General features: G+C 61.0%; 20 protein-coding genes and 1 tRNA gene. 16 read left to right on the forward strand and 5 right to left on the reverse strand.

Features of this window, described 5'->3' with window-relative positions; all coding sequences use genetic code 11:
- Nucleotides 1-169: 169 nt before the first annotated feature.
- Nucleotides 170-607 (reverse strand): hypothetical protein, encoded by a 438-nt coding sequence (locus WH91_RS11255; protein WP_052952774.1) that lies wholly within the window; start codon nt 605-607, stop codon nt 170-172.
- 121 nt (nt 608-728) lie between these two features.
- Nucleotides 729-1856 carry an NADH:flavin oxidoreductase/NADH oxidase gene (locus tag WH91_RS11260; RefSeq protein ID WP_046171115.1) on the reverse strand — a complete coding sequence of 376 codons (1128 nt, stop codon included), beginning with the start codon at nt 1854-1856 and terminating at the stop codon, nt 729-731.
- Nucleotides 1857-1995: 139 nt separating this feature from the next.
- Between WH91_RS11260 and WH91_RS11265 the strand changes: the two genes are divergently transcribed.
- The 7 genes from WH91_RS11265 to WH91_RS11290 all read left to right on the forward strand — a co-directional run bounded on the left by WH91_RS11265 (nt 1996) and on the right by WH91_RS11290 (nt 8101).
- A complete protein-coding gene (locus WH91_RS11265; RefSeq protein WP_046171116.1) occupies nt 1996-2895 on the forward strand; it encodes a hypothetical protein in 900 nt (299 codons plus the stop codon).
- A gap of 105 nt (nt 2896-3000) precedes the next feature.
- Nucleotides 3001-3651 carry a TetR/AcrR family transcriptional regulator gene (locus tag WH91_RS11270; RefSeq protein ID WP_046171117.1) on the forward strand — a complete coding sequence of 217 codons (651 nt, stop codon included), beginning with the start codon at nt 3001-3003 and terminating at the stop codon, nt 3649-3651.
- 22 nt (nt 3652-3673) lie between these two features.
- Nucleotides 3674-4693, forward strand: coding sequence for a ketol-acid reductoisomerase (gene ilvC / locus WH91_RS11275; protein WP_046171118.1), 1020 nt, complete (start codon nt 3674-3676; stop codon nt 4691-4693).
- A 113-nt stretch (nt 4694-4806) separates the two neighbouring features.
- A complete protein-coding gene (locus tag WH91_RS11280; protein WP_046171119.1) occupies nt 4807-5298 on the forward strand; it encodes a heme-degrading domain-containing protein in 492 nt (163 codons plus the stop codon).
- A 3-nt stretch (nt 5299-5301) separates the two neighbouring features.
- A complete protein-coding gene (locus WH91_RS11285) occupies nt 5302-6195 on the forward strand; it encodes a PhzF family phenazine biosynthesis protein (RefSeq protein WP_046171120.1) in 894 nt (297 codons plus the stop codon).
- 111 nt (nt 6196-6306) lie between these two features.
- Nucleotides 6307-6432 (forward strand): hypothetical protein, encoded by a 126-nt coding sequence (locus WH91_RS25790; protein WP_280140232.1) that lies wholly within the window; start codon nt 6307-6309, stop codon nt 6430-6432.
- A 109-nt stretch (nt 6433-6541) separates the two neighbouring features.
- Nucleotides 6542-8101 (forward strand): 2-isopropylmalate synthase, encoded by a 1560-nt coding sequence (locus tag WH91_RS11290; protein ID WP_046171121.1) that lies wholly within the window; start codon nt 6542-6544, stop codon nt 8099-8101.
- A 46-nt stretch (nt 8102-8147) separates the two neighbouring features.
- Here WH91_RS11290 and WH91_RS11295 read toward each other — a convergent pair whose 3' ends face one another.
- Together WH91_RS11295 and WH91_RS11300 are read right to left on the reverse strand one after the other, a co-directional pair.
- Nucleotides 8148-9254, reverse strand: coding sequence for a pyridoxal phosphate-dependent aminotransferase (locus WH91_RS11295; protein WP_046171122.1), 1107 nt, complete (start codon nt 9252-9254; stop codon nt 8148-8150).
- 690 nt (nt 9255-9944) lie between these two features.
- A complete protein-coding gene (locus tag WH91_RS11300; protein WP_052952780.1) occupies nt 9945-10796 on the reverse strand; it encodes a mechanosensitive ion channel family protein in 852 nt (283 codons plus the stop codon).
- A 133-nt stretch (nt 10797-10929) separates the two neighbouring features.
- Between WH91_RS11300 and WH91_RS11305 the strand changes: the two genes are divergently transcribed.
- The 4 genes from WH91_RS11305 (at nt 10930) to WH91_RS11320 (ending at nt 14547) form a co-directional block, all read left to right on the forward strand.
- Nucleotides 10930-11005 (forward strand) — tRNA-Lys (locus WH91_RS11305).
- 225 nt (nt 11006-11230) lie between these two features.
- Nucleotides 11231-11932: a YjbE family putative metal transport protein gene (locus WH91_RS11310; protein WP_046171123.1), complete on the forward strand. Its 702-nt coding sequence runs from the start codon at nt 11231-11233 to the stop codon at nt 11930-11932.
- A 111-nt stretch (nt 11933-12043) separates the two neighbouring features.
- A complete protein-coding gene (locus WH91_RS11315) occupies nt 12044-13225 on the forward strand; it encodes a lipid II:glycine glycyltransferase FemX (RefSeq protein ID WP_046171124.1) in 1182 nt (393 codons plus the stop codon).
- On the forward strand, nt 13222-14547 hold the full coding sequence (locus WH91_RS11320) for a lipopolysaccharide biosynthesis protein (protein ID WP_046171125.1): 1326 nt from the start codon (nt 13222-13224) through the stop codon (nt 14545-14547). The genes WH91_RS11315 and WH91_RS11320 overlap by 4 nt, the downstream gene beginning before the upstream one ends.
- 9 nt (nt 14548-14556) lie before the next feature.
- On the opposite strand, the gene WH91_RS11325 is transcribed toward WH91_RS11320, so the two are convergent.
- Nucleotides 14557-15165 carry a GNAT family N-acetyltransferase gene (locus WH91_RS11325; protein WP_046171126.1) on the reverse strand — a complete coding sequence of 203 codons (609 nt, stop codon included), beginning with the start codon at nt 15163-15165 and terminating at the stop codon, nt 14557-14559.
- 190 nt (nt 15166-15355) lie between these two features.
- On the opposite strand from WH91_RS11325, the gene acs reads away from it, so the two are divergent.
- From acs to WH91_RS11350, 5 genes are all read left to right on the forward strand, one after another.
- Complete coding sequence (gene acs, locus WH91_RS11330) at nt 15356-17299, forward strand: acetate--CoA ligase (RefSeq protein ID WP_046171127.1); 1944 nt, start codon at nt 15356-15358, stop codon at nt 17297-17299.
- A 302-nt stretch (nt 17300-17601) separates the two neighbouring features.
- Complete coding sequence (locus WH91_RS11335) at nt 17602-18693, forward strand: glycoside hydrolase family 3 N-terminal domain-containing protein (RefSeq protein ID WP_143078089.1); 1092 nt, start codon at nt 17602-17604, stop codon at nt 18691-18693.
- Between the two features lie 94 nt (nt 18694-18787).
- Nucleotides 18788-19582, forward strand: coding sequence for a UDP-2,3-diacylglucosamine diphosphatase (locus WH91_RS11340; protein WP_046171128.1), 795 nt, complete (start codon nt 18788-18790; stop codon nt 19580-19582).
- Nucleotides 19583-19669: 87 nt separating this feature from the next.
- A complete protein-coding gene (locus WH91_RS11345) occupies nt 19670-20731 on the forward strand; it encodes a glycosyltransferase family 4 protein (RefSeq protein ID WP_046171129.1) in 1062 nt (353 codons plus the stop codon).
- 81 nt (nt 20732-20812) lie between these two features.
- Nucleotides 20813-22006, forward strand: a complete 1194-nt coding sequence (locus WH91_RS11350) for an MFS transporter (RefSeq protein WP_046171130.1) — start codon at nt 20813-20815, stop codon at nt 22004-22006.
- Nucleotides 22007-22255 lie beyond the last annotated feature (249 nt).

The following is a 22255-nucleotide window of genomic DNA, read 5'->3' on the forward strand; positions in this document are numbered from 1 at the left end:
CTCAGGGACGAGCTCGCTTGGCTCTAAGGGGACACACGCTATCTGACCCGGAGCATCGCAAAACACGATGCCCCAAGGCCGATCATCGTCAATCACAGCCTCAAAGCAAACATACAATGGGGAGGGATTGAGGGTGGGGTGACGGGAGCCACCGATCCTTGATCAGTCGCTACTTAATCATATCCGGGCAAAGATACGGCACGGTCGCGGTGACATAGCGCTGTTCCAGCACGTCGCTGCCCAGCTTGAGATTGAGCACCAGTTCGTTTTCGGTGAGTTCTGAAATGTCGGCGTTGATGGTCATGCCGTCTTCATCCCAGCTAATGGCGCTATCGGAAATCTGCTGCCATTTGGACAGGCGGTAGGTTTCCCAGCAGCTGTCGGTCACCAGCGTGCCGTCGCCGAGAAAAATCTGCATCGGGCCAGGGAGGTTCTCATCTGCGTCGGCGCGGACCCAGACCTTGTTGAGCAGCGGATTTTCGCTTTCGCCGACATCGTCGGTGGCGTCCTCAGCCGTGTCGCTGGCGTCCTGCGCATTGGCGGGCAGGTTGCAGACACCAACGCCCCAGACGCTCATGAGGGCAAGAATTGCGGCCTTGGTATCCATCGAACTTCTCCCTGTTCGCCGCTGATCTGGTGATCGCAACGCGACGGGACAAGAGTGGCCGACCAATCGCGGCAAATTTGCGTTGCCGCGAAGGTCGTTTGGCGGAAGTTCGTTACCAGATTTATGCCCAGCCGCGCAGGCCCAAGGAACGATCGCGACTGCTGACGCGATTGGTTTGGACTGGCCACAGGTCGTAGTCCGTTGCGCCCAGTTCGTGGCGGGCATGCACCGGCCAGTTTGGATCATCCAAGGCACCGCGGGCCAGGGCGACGAAGTCTGCCTCGCCACTGGTCAGAATGGCCTCTGCGCCCTGCGCGTCACCGAGCAGGCCAACTGCCATGGTGGCGATGTCGGCACCGTCGCGCACGGCCTTGGCAAAGGGGACCTGGTAGTTTGCAACTGCGTCGATCTTGGCGCCGTCAAAGCCACCGCTCGAGCAGTCGATGGCGTCTACACCCAAGGCCTTGAGTTCGCGCGAAAGCACGACGCTGTCCTCGACCTGCCAGCCGTCGGGGTGCCAGTCGCTGACCGAGAGGCGCACCAGCAAAGGCTTGCCTTGCGGCCACACGGCGCGGACAGCCACGGTGACCTCGAGCAGCAGGCGCATGCGATTTTCGCGGCTGCCGCCATATTGGTCGGTGCGCTGGTTGGCCAGCGGCGACAGGAACTGGTTGAGCAGATAGCCGTGGGCGGCGTGGATTTCCACGGTGTCGAAACCGGCTGCATCGGCGCGCTTGGCGGCGCTGACGAAGCCGTCGATTACCTGGCGTATGCCGGCTGCATCCAGCTCGGTTGGGGTCTGGAAGCTGGCATCGCTCGACGAATGCGCAATGGCGCTCGGTCCGACCGGCGTCCAGTTCTCATAGCCCACCGCGGCCTTTTCGGCTGCGGACATCTTAGCAGTGTCGTTCCATGAGACGGGCGTCGAAGCCTTGCGGCCGGCATGTGCCAGCTGGATGCCAGCGGCAGTGCCTTGGCTATGCAGGAAATCGACGATGCGGGCGAGGGGAGCAATCTGTTCGTCTTTCCACAGTCCTAGATCGGCATAGCTGATGCGGCCTTCGGGAACCACGCCGGTGGCTTCTAGAATCACCAGGCCAAAGCCGCCGATGGCGAAGCGTCCTAGGTGGGCAAAGTGCCAGTCATTGGCGAAACCATCCTGCGCCGAGTATTGGCACATGGCCGCGACGACCGTACGATTGCGGATGGTCAGGTCGCGCAGGGTGATGGGGGAAAACAGCTGGGACAATGGACTTCTCTTTACTTGGTCCTAAAACGTAGCGGCATAGATGGACCCTTCACGCTCCATCGGCAAGTGCCGATGTATAGGACGCAGTGTTGCCGTGGGCGCATGCAATGCTAGTGTCCGCGCGGATGGAGAAACCTGCATGAAGATCACGCTCGACCTCGACATATTGGTCGCCGAAGGCAAGCTGACATCGTCCGAGGCCGAGCGGCTCAAGACCCACGCTGCGGCCGACACCGGCCAGTTGGCGATCAACGTGTTGCTCGGGCTGGGTGCGGCAGCAGTGGCGGTCGGTGTCGGGGTTTTGATTCCCTCGCTCGAGACAGTCATCGCGCTGGGTGCCGTGCTGTTCGTTGCCGGTTTCGTGATGCGCATCGCCCGCGTCGAACAGTGGTCGGTGTTTGCCCAGATTATCATGGTGATCGGCGCGCTGGCGCTGGGCGGTGGCCTGTTCGCGCTGTTTGGCGAACAATTGTGGGTTCGCGTTGCGCTGACGCTGGGACTGGCCGTCGCGGGCGTGGTCGCGGCGTCGGGCCTGCTGGTGTCGATATCGGTGCTGGCCTTTGCCGCCACGATTACCATAGACGCCGACCTGTGGACGCCGACGCATTACCTTGCCGCCGCGATCGGCTCACTGTCGCTGCTGACCCTTGTGCTCTACATCGCCTCGCTGCGGTTGCCGCCGGCCTATGAGCGCCTTGCCATCATCGCCATGCGCACGGCGATCCTGCTGGTCAATGTCGCCTTCTTCATCGGCTCGGTGTTCGGCGACGAATTTCTCGGCTGGTCCGGCCTGTATTTCGCCATCGCTTGGGCACTGGCCCTGCTGGCTTTCGGCACCTGGGCGGTGTTTGCCAACCGGCGCTGGGTGGTCAACACCGTAGCCGTGTTTGGGGCAGTACACTTCTTCACCCAATGGTTCATGGCGCTTGGCGCACAGCCGTTCTCGATCCTCGGCGGCGGCCTGCTGCTGATCGGCTTTGGGCTGGCACTGGCACGGTTCAACCGCTGGGCCAGTGCACGAAAGGCGCTGCGTGCATGATTCCTGATTACGAACGCAAATAGCACTTGCGTCGAACCGTACCGTACGGTACGCCAGCAGACGGAAATTGCCGAAACCGTTCGGCGCGTCAGTTGGGGGTCAGTCGTGCCAGTGGCCATCAAGGTCAGCGAAGAGACGTTCACGCCGCGCCAGCAGGCTGTGCTGACCGCTGCGCTGGACCTGCTCGTCGAGAATGGCGATGGCCTGACCATGACGGCGGTGGCGCGTCGCGCCTCGTGTTCCAAGGAGACGCTATACAAGTGGTTTGGCGACCGCGACGGGTTGCTCACGGCAACCGTGCAGTGGCAGGCGGCCAAGGTGCGCATGCCGGTGGTGGATCGCTCGCACCTCAGTGCCAGGACCCTGCGGCTCAGCATAGAGCAGTTTGCGCGCGATCTGCTGACGGTGATCGTCGGCGAGGTTTCGGTGACGCTGAACCGCACCGCCGTGACCCATGCCGCCCAGGAAAAAGACAGTCTCGGCCTGATCGTGCTGGAAAATGGCCCGCTGGCCATTCGCCGCCGTCTGAAGCCCATTCTCGAAGCCGGGCGCGACGCTCGCCTGCTGCGCTTTGAGTCCAGCGAAGACGCCTATCGCACGTTTTTCGGCCTCGTGGTCCGCGACGTGCAGATTCGCCTGCTACTGGGCGACAAGGCGCTGACCCAATCCAATATCGAGGCCAATATCGAAGTCGATGTGAAGGCCGCGACCGACCAGTTTTTCACCCTTTTCGGGGCGAAAGCCAGTAACGCATAACAGCATATCAAGGGAGATACCCATGCGCGTCTATTACGATCGGGATGCCGATCTCAACATCATCAAGTCCAGGAAAGTCGCGATTGTCGGCTACGGTTCTCAGGGCCATGCCCACGTGCTGAACCTGCGTGACTCGGGCGTCACCGATGTGGTGGTCGCGCTGCGTCCAGGCTCCCCGTCGGCCGTCAAGGCCGAGGGCGAAGGCCTCAAGGTGATGTCGGTTGCCGACGCCTCCAAGTGGGCCGACGTCATCATGATGCTGACCCCCGACGAGCTGCAGGCCGACATCTACAAGCAGCATATCGAGCCCAACATCCGCGACGGCGCCGCCCTGGCTTTTGCCCACGGCCTGAACGTCCACTTCAACCTGATCGAGCCCAAGTCGACCGTCGACGTGATCATGATCGCGCCGAAGGGCCCAGGCCACACCGTGCGTGGCGAATACCAGAAGGGTGGCGGCGTGCCGTGCCTGATCGCCGTGCATCAGGATGCGTCGGGCAATGCCCATGACATCGCACTGGCCTATGCGTCGGGCGTTGGCGGCGGCCGTTCTGGCATCATCGAAACCAACTTCCGCGAAGAATGCGAAACCGACCTGTTCGGTGAGCAGGTCGTGCTGTGTGGTGGCCTGGTCGAGCTGATCCGCGCCGGTTTTGAAACCTTGGTCGAAGGCGGCTATGCGCCTGAAATGGCCTATTTCGAATGCCTGCATGAAGTGAAGCTGATCGTCGACCTGATCTATCAGGGCGGTATCGCCAACATGAACTACTCGATCTCCAACACGGCCGAGTGGGGCGAATATGTTTCCGGTCCGCGCATCATCACCTCGGAAACCAAGGCCGAGATGAAGCGCGTGCTCAAGGACATCCAGTCCGGCAAGTTCACCGCCGAGTGGATGCAGGAAATCAAGGCCGGTGGCTCACGCTTCAAGGCAACCCGTCGACTTGCCGACGAACATCAGATCGAAGAAGTCGGCCACAAGCTGCGCGACATGATGCCTTGGATCAAGGCCGGTGCCTTGGTTGACAAGGCCAAGAACTAATCAGTTCAAATTGACTATAGAGCGGGGTCCTTCGGGGCCCCGTTTGTTTAGTGGTTGTCCTTCCGGCTCCGTCTTTCTTGCGATACAGGTGTCGGTACAATGAGGAGAATAGCGTGAGCACTGAGAGCGATATCCTGTTGGTCAAGAAGCAGGAACTTGACCTGGTGCTGGCCGAGTTCGACGAGACTGTGGCTTTCGCGCTGGGCGGTGCCATTCGCGGGAGGGCGCTGGCTGAGGAACTTTCACTGGTCGTCGATATCCGGACATGGGACCGGCAGATGTTTTTTGCTGCCACCGCCGGCACGAGTTCGGACAATGCCGACTGGGTGCGGCGCAAGATCAATACGGTCCGGCGCTTCCACCGCGCCAGCTATCGCATGGTGCTGGAGCGCGGCGAGGTGGTGTTTTCGCCGATGTCTGGCGCCGATCCGGTCGACTTCGTTATCGCGGGCGGTGGTTTCCCGATCCGCGTCAAGGGCGCCGGCATCATCGGCTGCCTGACCATCTCAGGTCTGCCGGGCCGCATCGACCATAGCGTGGCTGTCGATGCCTTTTGCGATCATCTCGGCCTGGACCGGGCGACTTACACTCTACCGGCGGAATAGGCCATGAAGCTCAATTATCTGCTCCTCGACGTCTTCACCAGGGAACGCCTCAAGGGCAACCAACTGGCAGTGGTGTGCAAGGCCGATGGCCTGCTCGATGGCGAAATGCAGGCTATTGCCCGCGAGTTTAACCTCAGCGAGACCATTTTCATCCAGAAGCCACATGGCGAGCGCAACACCGCGTCGGTGCGGATTTTCACGCCGACCGTCGAGCTGCCCTTTGCGGGACATCCGACTGTGGGCGCCGCCATCGTGCTTGGCCTGCAAAACAAGGTGACGGCGGTTCGCATCGAAGAGCAGATCGGCTTGATCACCGCACTGTTTGAAAAGACTGGCAAGCGCTCGGGCGAGGCCCGTTTTTCATTGCCGCAACTGCCCGTACGGGTCGCGTCGATCAATGACCGCGCCGGTATGGCCCTGGCCCTGGGCATCGAGCGTGACGAGATCGGCTGTGGCGTGTATCAACCAGCGGTGTTCAGCGCTGGCGTGGTGTTTCACCTGGTCCCGGTGCGCGATGCCGAGGTGCTCAAGCGCTTGACGCTCAACATGGGGCAATGGAACGGCGTGTTCCCCCATGGCCGCAACGCGGTCTATGTCTTTACCGAGACGCCGGGCGAGAAGGACAATGATCTGGCGGCGCGGATGTTTGCGCCGGGCATGGGGCTGTCGGAGGACCCTGGCACCGGCGGGGCTGCTGCGGCGCTGATTGGCCTGTTGTCCGAACATGTTGATATCGGCACGGGGCAGGTGGATCTAGTGCTGCGCCAGGGCCACGAAATGGGTCGCCCTTGCCGCATCACGGTGCAGTTGCGCAAGGAAAACGAAGTGCTGGTGCATGGCGGCATTGGCGGCCACGCGGTGATCGTCGCCGAAGGCGTGCTCGATCTCGATGATTGATCATCTTAACCTAACCTAAAGTCGCAAAGCTAAAGTTCACTAAGTGCCCTCCCTGGGCTTGCACCCTTGGGGGGATTCGCGCATTGTTGCCGAATAAACGGGACCAGACCCATGCAGCGCCAGCGCGCCATTGCCATCGCAATCACCAAAACTCAGGAGCGCAATCGCGTTCTGACGATTGCTGCCGGCATGCTGCTGCTCCCCGCCGCGCTTCTCCTCCTTCTTATCAGCCCCTGATCACCGACAGCTCGAACGAGCGGGTCGTCAGGGGATAGTGCCACAAGCCGAACAGTAAATGTCCGGCCCGCAGAGCTGTGACTCTGGGCCGACCGATAGGAATAGAGCTATGTCCGCGACCACCGATACCAACAAAGACCGCGTCTTTATTTTCGACACCACGCTGCGCGACGGCGAGCAATCGCCCGGCGCCACGATGACGCTCGAAGAAAAGCTGCAGGTTGCCGAAGCGCTCGACGACATGGGCGTCGATATCATCGAAGCCGGTTTCCCGATTGCCTCCAATGGCGACTTCGAAGCCGTGGTGGCCGTGGCCAAGCAGGTCAAGCGAGCCACCGTCACCGGCCTTGCCCGTGCAATCACGGCTGATATCGACCGGGCGGGCGAAGCCGTGCGCCTCGCCCAGAAGGGGCGCATCCACACTTTCGTCTCGACCTCGCCGATCCATCTGGCGCATCAGATGAAAAAGACCGAGGACGAGGTCATCGAGATCATCGCCCGCACCGTGGCCCATGCACGCAACCTGATCGATGATGTCGAATGGTCGGCGATGGACGCCACCCGCACGCCGCTGGAATTCCTCAAGCGCTGCGTCGAGGCGGCGATCAAGGCCGGCGCTACCACCATCAACCTGCCCGATACAGTGGGCTATGCCGTGCCGGACGAGCATGAAAAGATGTTCCGCGAGGTCATCGGGTCGGTGCCGGGCGCCGAGAAGGCGATCTTCTCGGCGCATTGCCACAATGACCTGGGCCTCGCCGTCGCTAACTCGCTGGCCGCAGTTCGCGGTGGCGCCCGGCAGGTGGAATGCACGGTCAATGGCCTGGGCGAACGCGCCGGCAATGCAGCACTCGAAGAGATCGTGATGGCGCTGCGCACCCGCGGCGACGTAATGCCCTACCACACCGAAATCGAGACCACCCACCTGGCTCGCGCCAGCAGGATCGTCTCCGCGGCAGCCAACTTTCCTGTACAGTATAACAAGGCCATCGTCGGCAAGAATGCCTTCGCGCATGAGAGCGGCATCCATCAGGATGGTATGCTCAAGAATGCCGAGACCTATGAGATCATGACCCCGGCCAGCGTCGGCATCAAGGAAACCACCCTGGTGATGGGCAAGCATTCCGGCCGCGCGGCGTTCAAGGACAAGCTGCGCGAGCTCGGCTATACGCTGGGCGACAATGCCTTTCAGGAAGCCTTCCAGCGCTTCAAGGACCTGGCCGACCGCAAGAAGCATGTCTATGACGCCGATATCGTGGCGCTGGTCGATGACGAAGTCGGCTCGGTTGGCGATCGCATCAAGCTGGTCGACATGGAGGTCGTTTCCAAGACCGGCGGCGTCCACAAATGCACGATAGTGCTGTCGATCGACGGCGCGGAATCTTCGGTCACCTATGAAGGCACCGGCTCGGTCGACGCGATCTTCAACGCCATCAAGCAGGGCGTCGGGCAGGAACCAAATCTGGTGCTTTATGCGGTCGATGGCGTCACCGGTGGCACCGACGCGCAGGCCTCGGCCCATGTGCGTCTCGAAATGAATGGTCGTATCGTTTCGGGCAATGCGGCCGAACCCGATACGCTGGTGGCCTCGGCCCGCGCCTATCTCAATGCCTATAATCGCCTGCTGATCGAACGCGGCGCCTCGGCGCAGGGCGCGATGGCTGGCTAAAAAATCGCCTTCTGCCCCGACTGAAATGGCCGGGGCAGGAGTGATCCTAACCGCGTAGTCTCGCCAAAACCTCACCCAACGCTAAGTCCAACAATATCCTATCGGCTTCGGTACCGGCGCTGACGCGGATGCAGCGGTTGAGCCCTTCGGCGCCGGGCATACGGATAAATACGCCGTGCTGGGCCAGCCCATCGACAATGGCGCGTGCGAATAAGCCGTCACGACCGCAATCCACGGCAACGAAATTGGTGGCGGTGGGCAACGGTATCAGGCCATGCCGCCGGACAATCGACGCGGTGTCCTCTAGCGACTTCTGCACAGCCAGGACCGAGCTTTCCAAGTGATCTTGGTCGGCCAGTGCCGCGATGGCGCCTGCCTGGGCGATAATGCTGATGCCGAAGTGATTGCGGATGCGGTTGAAGGCGGAAACGCTCTGCGCCTCGCCGACCACATAACCGACACGCGCTCCAGCCAGCCCATATGCCTTGGAAAAGGTCCGCATGCGCAGCAGGTTTGGTCGCGCCATGTCCAATGCTGGCAAGGTGCCCGCTGGCGCGAATTCGCCGTAGGCCTCGTCCAGCACGATCATTGTCGTTTCCGGCACGGCAGCGATGAAGCGATCAATTGCCTTAGCGTCCCACCAACTCCCCATGGGATTGTCGGGGTTGGCCAGATAGACCATGGCCGCGCCGGTTTCATGGGCGGCCCGCGCCAGCCCGTCGATGTCCTCGCGGTCGTTGATGTAGGGAACGGTGTGCATCTGTACACCATAGCCGGACAGATGGTAGTTGAAGGTGGGGTAGCCGCCAAGCGAGGTAACCACCGTGCTTCCAGGCGCCGCATAAAGCCGAACCGCCATGCCAAGGATGGCATCGACTCCTTCGCCGGGCATGACATTGACGGAAGCAATGCCCAGATGGCTCGCAATGGCCTCGCGCAGATCGTGATTTTCCGGATCGCCGTAGTGCCAACTCTCCCGCGCTGCTTCAGCCATGGCATCAACCACCGACTGTGCCGGGCCGAATGGGCTTTCATTGGCCCCTATGCGCGCGCGAAGGAGGACGCCACTATGGCGGGCAATGGCTTCCGGGCCGACGAAGGGCACGGCTTCGGCAAGGCTGACGGTGATAGGCGACAGAGAAGGGCGGGGCACGGGGCGACTCGCTGATTGGCCGAGTAACACTACAGGCCCGATAGCACGACCCGCCAGTGCCGCCGCCGATCCACTTGGCAATGCCTTTACACAGCCAGTCTGGCAAGCCACCAGCCGTAAATCTCCGAGCGGGCCTCTCCGACGACTAACCGCAGCTCGCTTTTTAGACAATTCTTCATCATGCCAGCAAGGCTGAGGAAGGCAGGGGAGCGCACCTTTTGACCCGCGCCATCCCAATTGGCGTCAAAAGCCAACTCCGGAGGAGTCGTCTCATGCTACCAACACATGTCCTTGCACGCGACCATCTGCAGCGCGCTGCTGCTATCCTGCACGGTGCAGACAGTCGCACACGGCAGTTACGCCATATCATCGAGCGTACCATCACGCTAATGGACCAGCCCGGTGCAGAAGCGTCCATGAGGTCCAACAACAACAATATATTGTATTTTTCGAGTTTCAGAGAACGCTAACTCGAATTATGCTGACGTCGGCGGCGTAAAGCTGCCAACGTCATCGAGGACGACGCGCTGATTTTTCCTGAAAGTCAGAACAGGCCTGCAGCGGTGCTGACTTTTTACCTGTACCCGCGCTGCAAGATTGATGGTGGAGTCCCGCAGCGTATCGACCAGCACTTCAGGCTCCGCTCGGGGCCAAAGGTACGGGTCGTGCAAAGGTCGCCTAACAATCAGGTCAGCTGCCCGCCTGGGTCTCGGGGCTGGGATTGGACGGGTCCGGCGCCACGGTGATGCCCGCCCTGTCGGCCTTGGTGCCGGCCAGTTCCCGGTGCAACCCTATCTTGGCTTCTTCGGTCAGCGAATACAGCGTTTCGAGGTAATCGGCGGTGGCTACCCACGCCCGGAGTTGCAGGTTCACTGCGGCGCCCGAAAAGCTCTCGACATGCACGTTTGGCTCCGGGTCGGGCAGAATACGCTTGTCGGCGTTGGCGATACGCAGCAACAGCCGGCGGGATGCGCCGATATCGATGCTGTCTGGCACGCTGACATTGACATCGATGCGCCGACGCGGCTCGCGGCTGTGGTTGGTGATGGCCGATGCCCACAGCTTCTGGTTGGGAGTAAAAATATACAGCCCGCTGGATGAGCGCAGGCGGGTGCCAAACAAGCCGATCTCAACCACCACGCCGGCCACGCCATCGCCCTGGATGAATTCGCCGATGGCGATCGGCCGCAGCCAGATCAGCATGATGCCGGCCGCGATATTTGCCAGCGTACCCTGCAGCGCCAGCGCTACCGCGAGGCCTGCGGCGCCCAGCACCGCGAGAATCGATGTGTTGGCGACTCCCAGCAAGTTGAGCGCTGTCACCACTGCAAAGATCAGAATGCCGTAGCGGGCGGCCTGCGACAACAGGGGTGCGAAGTTCTTGTCCACGCCATAGGCACGCGGCAGCAACTGGGTAATGGCACGGGCCGCGATGCGAGAGGCATATCGTCCGGCAATCACCACGGTGAAGGCCGCCAGCAGGCTCAGGGCATTGGCAGCTAGCCAGGCAACCGGGATCATCAAAAATTGCGTAATCGTCATATTGCCCCGATTGTTGGCAGATTTTGCGCCCCTGACACTGTAGCAAACAAGCAATGTGAGAAAAGTGTCATCAAGCTGTAGACAGCACAGAATCCGTTGGTTATGAAGGCGCCACTTTGGAAGCCCAAGCACTGGGCGAGTAGCTCAGCTGGTAGAGCAGATGACTCTTAATCATCGGGTCCACGGTTCGAATCCGTGCTCGCCCACCAAAGTCTCTTTTCTGAATTGATGACGAAAACCACATGGCAGCGCCGTGTGTCCTTTCGCTCCTCGCAGCGGGAAGTCTGTCGCCAAGCTGTCGTGGCGGGGCGCAAACCCCAATAAATCTAAGACTTTTGTCGATAGTGCCGCTGTGAGCGCTTTCCAGCGACGAGGTGGAGCGTTATAGCCGCCTTCGATATTGTATTTTCGTCTATCCCCGTGAGGATCGTTTCATGTTTGGCCTTGACCCGAGTTTTGTGAGTTCCTTGGTTCAGGTCATCCTGATCGACCTCGTCCTTGCTGGCGACAATGCCGTGGTCATCGGCCTGGCGGCTGCGGGCCTTGCCAGCGACGTACGCCGCAAGGCCATCCTGATCGGCATTTTGGCCGCTACAGTGTTGCGTATTTTCTTCGCGCTGATCACTACGCAGTTGCTGGCGCTGGGCGGCGGCCTGCTGATCGCCGGCGGTATCCTGCTGCTTTACGTATGCTGGAAGATGTATCGCGAGCTTAGCGTTTCGCATGCCGACGAGCACGAGGCGCAGGAAGCGCTGGAAAATGCCGACACCAATGCCGACGGCACCATTGCCGGCAAGGCGCCCAAGAAGACGCTGCACCAGGCCGTCATCCAGATCATCATTGCCGACGTTTCGATGTCGCTCGACAACGTGCTGGCCGTGGCGGGCGCTGCTGCGCATCACTTTGAAGCGCTGATCATCGGTCTCGCCCTCTCGGTCGTGATGATGGGCGTTGCCGCAACCTTCATCGCCGGCCTGTTGCACAAGCATCGCTGGATCGCCTGGGTTGGTCTCGTCATTATCCTGTTCGTAGCCCTGCGCATGACGCTCGAAGGTCTCGGCGCCTTTGTCGCGATCCCGGAAATTCCGCTGCTCTATACGCCGCATGCTGTTGGCGCGGCTGCCGTCGCACATTAGCCTTTGGTAACCATTGGTCCCGATTTGTGGCATTCGCCGCCACGGGATAGGGATTTACTCACCTACGAGGTCTAGCTTCCCGCTCAAGTTCATGAGCGGGAATTGCCCATAATGTCCGTTATCGTCGATCGCGTCGCCCATTCGGCCGGCTCCAGCACTTCCGTTGCCCGCGCGACGGGTGTTGCTGCCGCCAAGCTGGAGACGCTGATCGTCGGCGGTTCGGAATGGGACCGCACGATCGCCGAGTTCGACGAGGTCTGCCAGGAGCAGATGCACGCATTCGCATCGACGCGTTGGCCCTCGGTGATGCAGGAGCCGATGCTGTTCCTGCACAATGGCGAGGTGGTCGGCGGCGCTTTGGTCATGGTGCAGAAGCTGCCGCTGGGCTTGGGCGAGATTGCCGTCGCAAAATGGGCGCCGATGCTGAAGGACGCTTCGCGCCCCGACGCTGTCGCCATCCAGGCCGGCATGGTCGAAGCCATGGTCGCCACCTATGCCGAGAACCGCGGCCATATGCTATCGGTGCTGCCACGCGCGTCGCTAACCGAAACCAACCACGACTATGACCGGCTAATTGCCCGCGGCTTCAAGCGTGGTTCGGTGCTGGGCTTTCCCAACCGTTATATCGTCAACCTGAGCCTCAGCGACGAGGAGCAGCGCAAGAGCTTCCAGCAGACATGGCGGCGCCAGCTCAACAAGGCGGAGAAGGCGGGCCTCACCTTCGAACACGCCACGCCCGAGACGGTTGGCGATTTCGAAGCGCTGTACAATGCGATGACCGATCGCAAGCAGTTTACCGACCATTCGGCCTACGAAACCCTGCCGGCCCTGATGTCCATCGAGGTGCCCGCGCTGCGGCCCGAACTGTTCTATGTGCGGCACGAGGGCGAATTGGTCGGTGGCGCGCTGATCTTCAAGGCTGGCGACCGCGCGGTTTATCTCTATGGCGCCACCAATGACAAGGCGCTGCCGCTGCGCGCCGGCTACTTCATGCACTGGCACATCATTCGTTGGCTGCGCGATAATACCACCGCCACCTGGTACGACCTCGGGGGCACCGACGGCTTCCAGGGCCTGCATCAGTTTAAGAAGGGCATGGTGGGCACTGCCGGTGTTATCCGCCCGGTGCCGCCAGTGGCCAATTATGCGCACAGGCCGCTGGCCTATGCATTTGGTGCCGGCGCCTTCTGGGTCCGCGATACATTATATGCCTTGCGCCGCAAGATCGATGGCTGGCGCAATCCCAAGACGCTGCCGACGCAGAAACGCGATGGTGACGAGTCAGAGCAATGAGCATCCACCACCGCCTGGCATCGCAGTCCACCATCATTTTCGGGGCGCGCCTCGGCGGTGCCGGACTGATTTTTTTAGTGCAGGCACTGATTGCCCGCATCTGGGGCCCTGAACTGCTGGGCGAATATCTGGTGGTGATTGCCACCGTCAATTTGATCGCCGTGGTCATGCCGCTCGGCTTCCATACAGTGGGCACCTATTTTGCCGCTGAATACCGGGCGCGTGGCGAACGTCGGCAATTCCTGAGCTTCATCAGACACGCCTATGGTCATGTCGTGGGCTCGCTCGTCGTGCTGTTGTTGGCCGGTCCATACCTGCTGGGCCTCGTCGGGCAGGGCGATAGCGTGCTGGCGCTGCACTTCGTGCCGATCATCCTGCTCGCCTTCGGCACGGCGCTGGTCTATGTCAACGGCGCGGTTCTGGTGGGGCTGAAGCGCCCATTTGCCGGCTTCTTCGCCGATACCATGTTCCGGCCGATGATCGTTGTGGGTGCGTTTCTGGCCACATTGGGCATAGCGTCACCGGCAGAAGGTTTCTCGTTTATGCTGTGGCTGATCGCCATCGGCTATGTCGGCATTGCACTGCTGCATTTCGGCTTCGTGGTCACGTCATTCAACCGTCTGCCGGACACCGCGCAATTGCGCTCGCGGGAATTTCAGCGCTGGTGGCGTTTTGCCCTGCCATGGGTGCTCATCTCGCTCGCTACCGATTTCTTCTTCGACATCGACCTGCTGCTGTTGAGCCATACGCTCAGCCGCGAAGAACTGGCGATTTTCGGCGTTTGCACCCGTTTGTTTTCGTTGATCTCGTTCGGCGTTGCCGCGGTCTATGCCGTCACCTTGCCCGATATGTTCGAAAGCGAGGCCAATGCCGACCGCGAGGCGTTCAAGCGCAAGATTGGTGATGCCAATTTCGTCGCCAGCGTCATTTCCGTGGCGCTGTTCGTTGGCATGGCCCTCGTAGCGCCGCTGCTGCTTCAGCTGTTTGGGCCGAGTTTTTCGGCCGGCGCCGCCCCGTTGGCGGTATTATGCCTGGCGCTGGTCATTCGTTCGGTAATGGGGCCAGCCTCGCTCGTGTTGTCGATTCACGACCGTCCCTACGCCAGCCTGCCATTCGTGGCCCTGGGCATTGGCGCCCTGGTGCTGTGCAACTGGCTGCTGGTGCCGACATTGGGCCTGATGGGAGCGGCGCTTGCCGCCATCATCGCCATCTCGGTGTGGTCGGTGGGCCTGTGGTGGATCGCCCTCCGGACCGCCCATATGGACGCGTCCATCATGCAGTGGTTCCGCAACCGCCGCACCGTCGGCGTGCCTGCGGAGTAGGGCGTGGAGCTATCTGTTCAATGCGAGTTTAAGCGTCCGCAAAAGCTTATGCCTCAAGCCGCCCATGGTGCCGCGGTCGTAACCGGGTTCCACCTTGTTCAGCGTCCGCTCGTAGAGCTGATAGTCATCGCCAAAGATATGCTGCTTGAGCGTGGCGACGTGCTCGTAGCCCATTCGGCCCATGATGGCCTCGGCCGGTTCGTTGCCCGTCTTGGTATAGGTAGCGATCTTGTGGAAGCGCCCGTTATCCCAGTGATTGATGAAGGCGCGCATGCCAGAAACGCCGAGCGTCGAGCGTCGATTTTCCGGGAACACATAGCTCCAGTAGAGCCAGAGCGTCCCCAGTTCTGGCCCTGAAATCATGAAGGCTGCCGTCTTGCCGTCGCGCTCGAAAACCATGACGTGATACGGGTCGGCGTCGATCAGGCTGGCCAGATAATCCTTGGTCAGGCGTGCCGACTCGTAGGCCTTGAACTCGGGGCTATAATAGGGCGACGTCTCGATGGCTTCCTGGAGCCGCGTCTGCACCAAGGCGATATCGGCATAGGTTGCGGCGCGATAAATGCGTGCCCGTGGTGCAACCTGGGTCTCGCTGGCGGTGGCGGCGATGTCGCTCATGACGGGCTCCGGGTCCATCTTTGGATCATAGCAGAGCCACGGATACTGCCGAAGCGCCGAGCTTCCGGGCAGTTAATAGCGCGTCGCGGACGAAACCCGGCAACTGCGCATTAAGTGGCACATTCAAGGCCTTGCCCGGAACTGGTCAGGTCACTAGAACGGGTGTCGGGAGAGATAAGGGAGGAACTGTATGAGCGAGCAGCTCGTATTCCAGCCGAGTGCGGCTGCGATCGCACGCACCCATGTAGCCAAAGACCAGTATGACGCGATGTATGCGCGCTCGCTCAGCGATCCGGATGGATTCTGGGCAGAGCAGGCCAAGCGCCTCGACTGGATCACGTTTCCGACGGTGGTCAAGAACACCACGTTTGAATATCCGGATGTCTCTATCAAGTGGTTCGAGGATGGCGTGCTCAACGTCTCCTACAATTGCCTTGACCGGCACCTGGAAACCCGTGGCGACCAGACTGCGATCATCTGGGAGGGCGATACGCCGGGCACCGACGGCAAGGCGACTTACCGCGAGTTGCATGACCGCGTCTGCCGCTACGCCAATGTACTCAAGGCTAATGGCGTCCAGAAGGGCGACCGCGTCACCATCTACATGCCCATGGTCATCGATACCGCCGTAGCCATGCTGGCCTGCTCGCGCATCGGCGCCGTGCATTCGGTGATCTTTGGCGGGTTCTCGCCCGACTCCATTGCCGGCCGCGTTGCCGATTGCGGCAGCAAGATCATCCTTACCGCCGACGAAGGCCGTCGCGGCGGCAAGACCGTAGCGCTCAAGAAGAATGTCGACGAGGCGCTGGCCAAGGTCTCCGGCGTCGAGAAGGTCATCGTGGTCAAGGTCACCGGCAATCGCGTGAACATGGTCGAGGGCCGCGATGTCTGGTATCACGAGGTCGTCGAAACGGTAGACGCCAACTGCCCACCCGAGCCGATGAACGCCGAGGATCCGCTGTTCATCCTCTATACCTCGGGCTCGACCGGCAAGCCCAAGGGCGTGCTGCACACCACGGGGGGCTATCTGCTGTATGGCTCACTGACCCATCAGCTCAGCTTCGATTATCAGGATGGCGAGGTGTTCTGGTGCACCGCCGACGTCGGCTGGATCACTGGACACACCTATATCGTCTATGGCCCGCTGGCCAATGGCGCCACGACGCTGATGTTCGAAGGCATTCCGAGCTATCCGGACGCCTCGCGCTTCTGGCAGGTGGTCGAAAAGCACAAGGTCAACATCTTCCACACCGCGCCGACCGCCATCCGGGCGCTGATGGGCGCCGGGTCGGCTTTTGCCGACAGGTACGATATGCCGAGCCTGCGCCTGCTCGGCACGGTGGGTGAGCCGATCAATCCGGAAGCCTGGATGTGGTATCACAAGCATGTCGGCAAGCAGCGCTGCGAGATCGTCGATGCCTGGTGGCAGACCGAAACCGGCGGCCACATGATCGCGCCATTCCCCGGCGCCATTCCGACCAAGCCCGGTTCTGCGACCAAGCCGTTCTTTGGCGTGCAGCCTGTCGTGCTGTCGCCCGAGGGCAGGCTGCAGGAGCAGACCAAGGCCGAGGGCGTGCTGGCCATTCAGGACAGCTGGCCGGGGCAGATGCGCAGCATCTATGGCGATCACCAGCGGTTCGTCGAAACCTACTTCACCCAGTACAAGGGCTACTACTTCACCGGTGATGGCTGCCGCCGCGACGAGGATGGCTATTACTGGATCACCGGCCGGGTCGACGACGTGCTCAACGTCTCGGGCCATCGCCTCGGCACCGCCGAAATCGAAAGCGCGCTGGTGTCGCATCCCAAGGTATCCGAGGCGGCCGTGGTCGGCTATCCGCACGACATCAAGGGGCAGGGCATCTACTGCTATGTCACCCTGATGTCGGGCGAAGCCAGCGACGACGCCCTCAAGAGCGAGCTTCGCAACTGGGTCCGCAAGGAAATCGGGCCGATCGCCACACCCGACTTAATTCAGTGGGCCCCCGGCCTGCCGAAAACCCGCTCTGGCAAAATCATGCGCCGCATCCTGCGCAAGGTCGCGGAGAATGATTTTGGGTCATTGGGGGATACGTCCACGTTGGCAGATCCAGCGGTGGTGACTGATCTGATTGAGAATAGGCAGAATAGGTAGCTAACTTTCGATAGTGCCGAAAACACCGGCTTCACCCTCCCCCTTGAGGGGAGGGACGCGAGATAGGAGTTAGCTTGCTAACTCCGTTATCGAGTAGGGAGGGGGTTCGGGCTATCCGCTAACTTCGATGTTTGTGGATAGCCCGGAACCCCCTCCCTTGATCCCTCCCCTCAAGGGGGAGGGTGTCGACTGCGCTGTCGTCGCCTGATGCTCACGCTTCGGCGATCAGTTGCTCCGGCCATTGTTTCACCGGCTTTTCCCCGTCATCGTCAGGCCATTGATTCCCACAGCCGGACCAGCCCGTGACCGTTCTTCTCGCCCGTCTCTGCGCCGCTCTCACCCTGGCACTTCTTCCCGTCTCAGCACATGCCGCCACGCTTGAGCAGATGGCAGGCCAGATGATCGTGGTCGGTTTCCAGGGCGATGATGCCGATGACGCGTCGGTGGTTGCTCTGCGCGATGAACTGGCCGCGGGGCGTCTCGGTGGCGTGATGTTCCTCAAGACGAATATCAAGTCGCTCGACGCGGTTCGTGCGATGAACCACGCCTTCCGCGCCGCATCGCCGGACCTGCTGCCGTTCATTACGCTGGACCAGGAGGGTGGCGCGGTCGAGCGGTTGACCAAGGATGTCGGCTTTACCGAAATCCCCAATGCAATCAGCATCGCTGCAAACAACACACCCGAACAGGCCAAAGCGATCTATGCCAAGATGGCTGCGTCTATCGCCGACCTCGGATTCAGCGTCAATTTCGGTCCCGTCGCCGACGTCAACCTCAACCCGAATAATCAGGTCATCGCCAGGTTCGGCCGCGCCTTCAGCGCTGATCCGGACGTTGTCGCCAGCTATGACGAAGCCTTCATCAAGGCTCACCATGCCGCGGGCCTGTTGACCGCGCTCAAGCATTTCCCTGGCCACGGCTCATCGACGGCCGATAGCCACGAGGGCTTCGTCGATATCACCCAGACCTGGACCGACAGTGAACTCGATCCCTATCGCACCATGATCGCCGACGACGTGGTGGACATGGTGATGGTGGGTCACCTCTACCACGCCGGCTATGCTGACAAGGGCACGCAGACGCCGGCCTCGCTGTCGCGCCAGTGGATTACCGGCGTGTTGCGGGAAATGCTGGGTTTCGATGGCGTGGTGATCAGCGACGATCTCGAAATGGGCGCCATTCGCGAGCATTATGACCTGCATGATACGGTCACCTTGGCCGTGCGTGCCGGAACGGACGTGCTGTTATTCTCCAACACGGCGAAGTATCATGCGGGGCTGGGGCAGGAAATCCTGGATATCCTGCTGGCCGAGGCCAAGGCCGACCCCGAGTTTGCCGCGCGGATCGAGCAAAGCTATGCGCGTATCGTGGCACTGAAAGCGGCTATACGCTGATCCTGCGGCATTTCCCCATCTTCTCGTCGCCAACGGTTCCCTCCTGCCTCATCCGCAGATAAAGTGCGACCCAAGAAGCAGGAGTCGTCGCTGGATGGCGGAAGACCGTGAAGTCCGACAGGTCCGGGCCATATTTATCTCGGATGTCCATTTGGGCATGAAGCCCATCAGGGTTGGGCAACTCATCGAGTTCCTGCGCGCCCATGAAGCCGAGACCATTTACCTGGTCGGCGACATCGTCGATGGCTGGCGCCTGGCCAAAAACTGGCACTGGCCAAACGAATATAACATCCTGATCCAGGTGCTGCTCGACAAGGCCACGGCCGGAACGCGCATCGTCTACCTGCCGGGCAATCACGACGAGTTCCTGCGGGAATATCTCGGTACCTATTTCGGCGAAGTCGAATTCGTCGATCGCACCGTCCACACGACGGCGACCGGCAAGACCTATCTGGTCATTCACGGCGACCAGTTTGATGTGGTGGTGATGAACGCCAAGTGGCTCGCCCATGCCGGCGACTGGGCTTACAACGCCGCGCTGCGGGTCAATATTGCCATCAACTGGGTACGCCGCCGGCTCGGCCTTCAGTATTGGTCGCTCAGCGCCTGGGCCAAGCAGAAGGTCAAGAACGCCGTCTCGATCATCGGTCGTTTCGAGGAAGCCCTGGTGCATGAGGCCAAGGAATCCGGCGTCAATGGCGTGATCTGCGGCCACATCCATTTTGCCGACATGCACGACCGGCTGGGCATCCATTACATCAACACCGGCGACTGGGTGGAAAGCTGCACCGCCATCGTCGAGACCCCTGAAGGGGAGTTCGAGTTGGTGAAGTGGACCGAGATGGTCGTGGGCGAACCCCGCAAGTTCAGGCTGCGCAAGGCCGTTTAGGCGTCACCAACCCGTCGCCAATCATTCACATAACCGACGCGGACTCGGGCGACACTGCATGGGTATTCGAACCCATGTGGTGCAGCCATGCAACTCGAAGCGTTCAAATCCGCTCGCATTCTCATTGTGACCGACGCCTGGCGTCCGCAGATCAACGGCGTGGTCCGCACTCTTGAAAGTGTCGGCAAGACACTGGTCGAGGCGGGCCATGAGGTCCACTATCTGACACCTGAGCGGTTCTGGACCGTTCCTGTGCCGACCTATCCCGAAATAAGGCTGTCGCTGGCCACCGGCAGCGCCGTGGCAAAACAGATCCGCGCCATTGAGGCCGATCATATCCACATCGCGACGGAAGGGCCGCTGGGTCTGTTGGCACGGCAATATTGCATCGACCGGCAGCTCGGCTTCACCACCAGTTTCCACACACGTTTCGCGGAATATCTGGCCATGCGCATGCCGGTGCCGCAGGATTGGACCTATGGTTATCTGCGCTGGTTCCATAGCGCTGCCGCCCGCACCATGGTGCCGACTCCCTCTTTGCGTGATGATCTGCTGGCGCGCGGCTTCAGCAATCTCACGCTGTGGAGCCGGGGGGTCGATGGCAATCGTTTTCGCCCCGGCCCCAAGACCTGGTTCGTGGACTTGCCCGGGCCGCATTTGCTGCATGTCGGCCGTGTTGCCGCCGAGAAGAACATCGAGGCTTTCCTCAAGCTCGACATTGCCGGCACCAAGATCGTGGTTGGCGACGGACCCGACTGTGCCCGCCTGATGCGTGCCTATCCCGAGGCAGTGTTCCTCGGCTATCGTCATGGTGAGGAACTGGGCGCGCTCTATCGCAGTGCCGATGTGATGGTGTTTCCCAGCCTCACCGACACATTTGGCAATGTCATTACTGAAGCGCTGGCATCGGGCACTCCCGTCGCTGCCTATCCGGTGACCGGACCGGTGGACGTACTCAGCGACCCCAAGGCCGGGTCGATGGATGCCGACCTCAATCTGGCGGTCGCGCGGGCATTGACGCTCAAACGGGCCGACGCACGGGCGCATGGCGAACGCTTCACCTGGGCAGCCAGCGCGACGCAGTTTTTCACCGCACTCGAGCCCCTGCACGCGCCCCAGCACAAATTGCGCGCCTCCTCCGTACAATAACGTTGCAAACCGCCTTGCCTTGAAGGTCGATGCGAGTCACGAAAGACATCGGGCACTGATTTGCCCGGAGTTGATTTCCTCATGCCTTCGGCACTTTCGCGCTCGGCCAGTCCCGAGCTGCGCGCCTCCATTTACCAGTTCACTGTCTATATTCCCGGGGGCGTAGCCTCGGTGTTTTTGGGCATCTGGCTCAGCGAACATGGACTGCCTGCCGACCAGATCGGCATTATCAACGCGCTGCCGACCCTGTGCCTACTGATGCTCAACATCGTGGTCGGCCGGATTGCCGACAAGGCGGACGACTGGCGCACGGCATTGATCGTGATTTCTCTCCTTTCGGCGCTGGCGCCATTGCCCCTGTATTTTGTTTCGGAATTCTGGGGCATCCTATTAGTCTGGGCACTCTGCGCCACCAGCAACGGGTTGATCGCACCGGTCATTGACGCCGCCACAATGAGAATGACGCGCCGCAACGGTACCGACTTCGGTGCGGTCCGCGCCTGGGCCACGGTTGGTTACGTGTTCGCTGCCGGCGGCCTTGGCCTGTTCCTCAATGTGTTAGGTTCTGGAGCCTTCATTACCCTTTACGTGGCAACCGTGGTGGCGCGCGCTGGCCTTGCCTACCTGCTGCCCCGTTTCCGTTCACCGGCACTCAAGGCAACCCTTGCCAATGTACCCGGTGCGGAAACCAAGCCCAGCCGCCTCAGGGATTCGCTGCAGCTCTGGTTCGTATTGCCGCTGGTGGCCTTTGCGCTGGTCAACTCGAGCAATGCAGTGCTCGGAGGCTTTGCTGCGCTGCTCTGGCATGAAAACGGCATTCCGAACTATTTTCTCGGACCCTTGCTGGGCATTGCCGCAGTGGGAGAAGCCATCCTGATGTTTGCGTGGCGGCGATTTGGCGGGCGGGTCACGGCCCGCAACATGATCCTCGTGGCTGCGGTGGCTGGCCTCGTCCGCTTCACCATAATGGCGTTCAATCCGCCGGTCGGGGTGCTGTTCCTGACCCAACTGCTGCACGCTTTCAGCTTTGGTATGGGTTACTTCGGCGTGGTGCATTTTATCGCCAACTGGACGAACGAGGAAAATGCCGCGGAGGCCCAAGGCTTTTTCAACATGCTCAACATGGGCGCCGCAATGCTGGCGCTGATCGTCTTTGGCGTGCTGGTCGAGCATTTTGGCAGCCAAGCCTTCTTCTACTCAACTCTTACCGCCCTCATCGCCATCGGCTGCGTGCTGGTGTCGCTGTATCTCAAGCCACCCAAGGACGCGCGGTGACCTGCCTAGTGGAGCTGATATCGGTGTTTGCATGCGGCAACTGCTATCCGACATCGCGCTGATCGCGGCGTAATCAGCGCCTTCTACGTTTGGACGTCCCACGCCTGACGCGACCCAAAAAACATGCGCTAGGGCGTGTCTAGCGCAGGAGGGAATGTAATCCGAATCGGTAGGCTGAGAGCTTCTTTCCAAGTCGAGGCGAATGCACCGCTCTCCCCGTTGTTCACAGTGTTCACAGTGTTCACAGCC

Source organism: Devosia psychrophila, assembly GCF_000971275.1.
GTDB classification, from domain to species: Bacteria; Pseudomonadota; Alphaproteobacteria; order Rhizobiales; family Devosiaceae; genus Devosia; species Devosia psychrophila.

Excerpts from the sequence above, each read along its gene's own strand:
- WH91_RS11255 (WP_052952774.1), bottom strand. The coding sequence starts at position 607 with ATGGATACCAAGGCCGCAATTCTTGCCCTCATGAGCGTCTGGGGCGTT.
- WH91_RS11265 (WP_046171116.1), top strand. The coding sequence starts at position 1,996 with ATGAAGATCACGCTCGACCTCGACATATTGGTCGCCGAAGGCAAGCTG.
- ilvC (WP_046171118.1), top strand. The coding sequence starts at position 3,674 with ATGCGCGTCTATTACGATCGGGATGCCGATCTCAACATCATCAAGTCC.
- WH91_RS11285 (WP_046171120.1), top strand. The coding sequence starts at position 5,302 with ATGAAGCTCAATTATCTGCTCCTCGACGTCTTCACCAGGGAACGCCTC.
- WH91_RS25790 (WP_280140232.1), top strand. The coding sequence starts at position 6,307 with ATGCAGCGCCAGCGCGCCATTGCCATCGCAATCACCAAAACTCAGGAG.
- WH91_RS11290 (WP_046171121.1), top strand. The coding sequence starts at position 6,542 with ATGTCCGCGACCACCGATACCAACAAAGACCGCGTCTTTATTTTCGAC.
- WH91_RS11300 (WP_052952780.1), bottom strand. The coding sequence starts at position 10,796 with ATGACGATTACGCAATTTTTGATGATCCCGGTTGCCTGGCTAGCTGCC.
- WH91_RS11310 (WP_046171123.1), top strand. The coding sequence starts at position 11,231 with ATGTTTGGCCTTGACCCGAGTTTTGTGAGTTCCTTGGTTCAGGTCATC.
- WH91_RS11315 (WP_046171124.1), top strand. The coding sequence starts at position 12,044 with ATGTCCGTTATCGTCGATCGCGTCGCCCATTCGGCCGGCTCCAGCACT.
- WH91_RS11320 (WP_046171125.1), top strand. The coding sequence starts at position 13,222 with ATGAGCATCCACCACCGCCTGGCATCGCAGTCCACCATCATTTTCGGG.
- WH91_RS11325 (WP_046171126.1), bottom strand. The coding sequence starts at position 15,165 with ATGAGCGACATCGCCGCCACCGCCAGCGAGACCCAGGTTGCACCACGG.
- acs (WP_046171127.1), top strand. The coding sequence starts at position 15,356 with ATGAGCGAGCAGCTCGTATTCCAGCCGAGTGCGGCTGCGATCGCACGC.
- WH91_RS11340 (WP_046171128.1), top strand. The coding sequence starts at position 18,788 with ATGGCGGAAGACCGTGAAGTCCGACAGGTCCGGGCCATATTTATCTCG.
- WH91_RS11345 (WP_046171129.1), top strand. The coding sequence starts at position 19,670 with ATGCAACTCGAAGCGTTCAAATCCGCTCGCATTCTCATTGTGACCGAC.
- WH91_RS11350 (WP_046171130.1), top strand. The coding sequence starts at position 20,813 with ATGCCTTCGGCACTTTCGCGCTCGGCCAGTCCCGAGCTGCGCGCCTCC.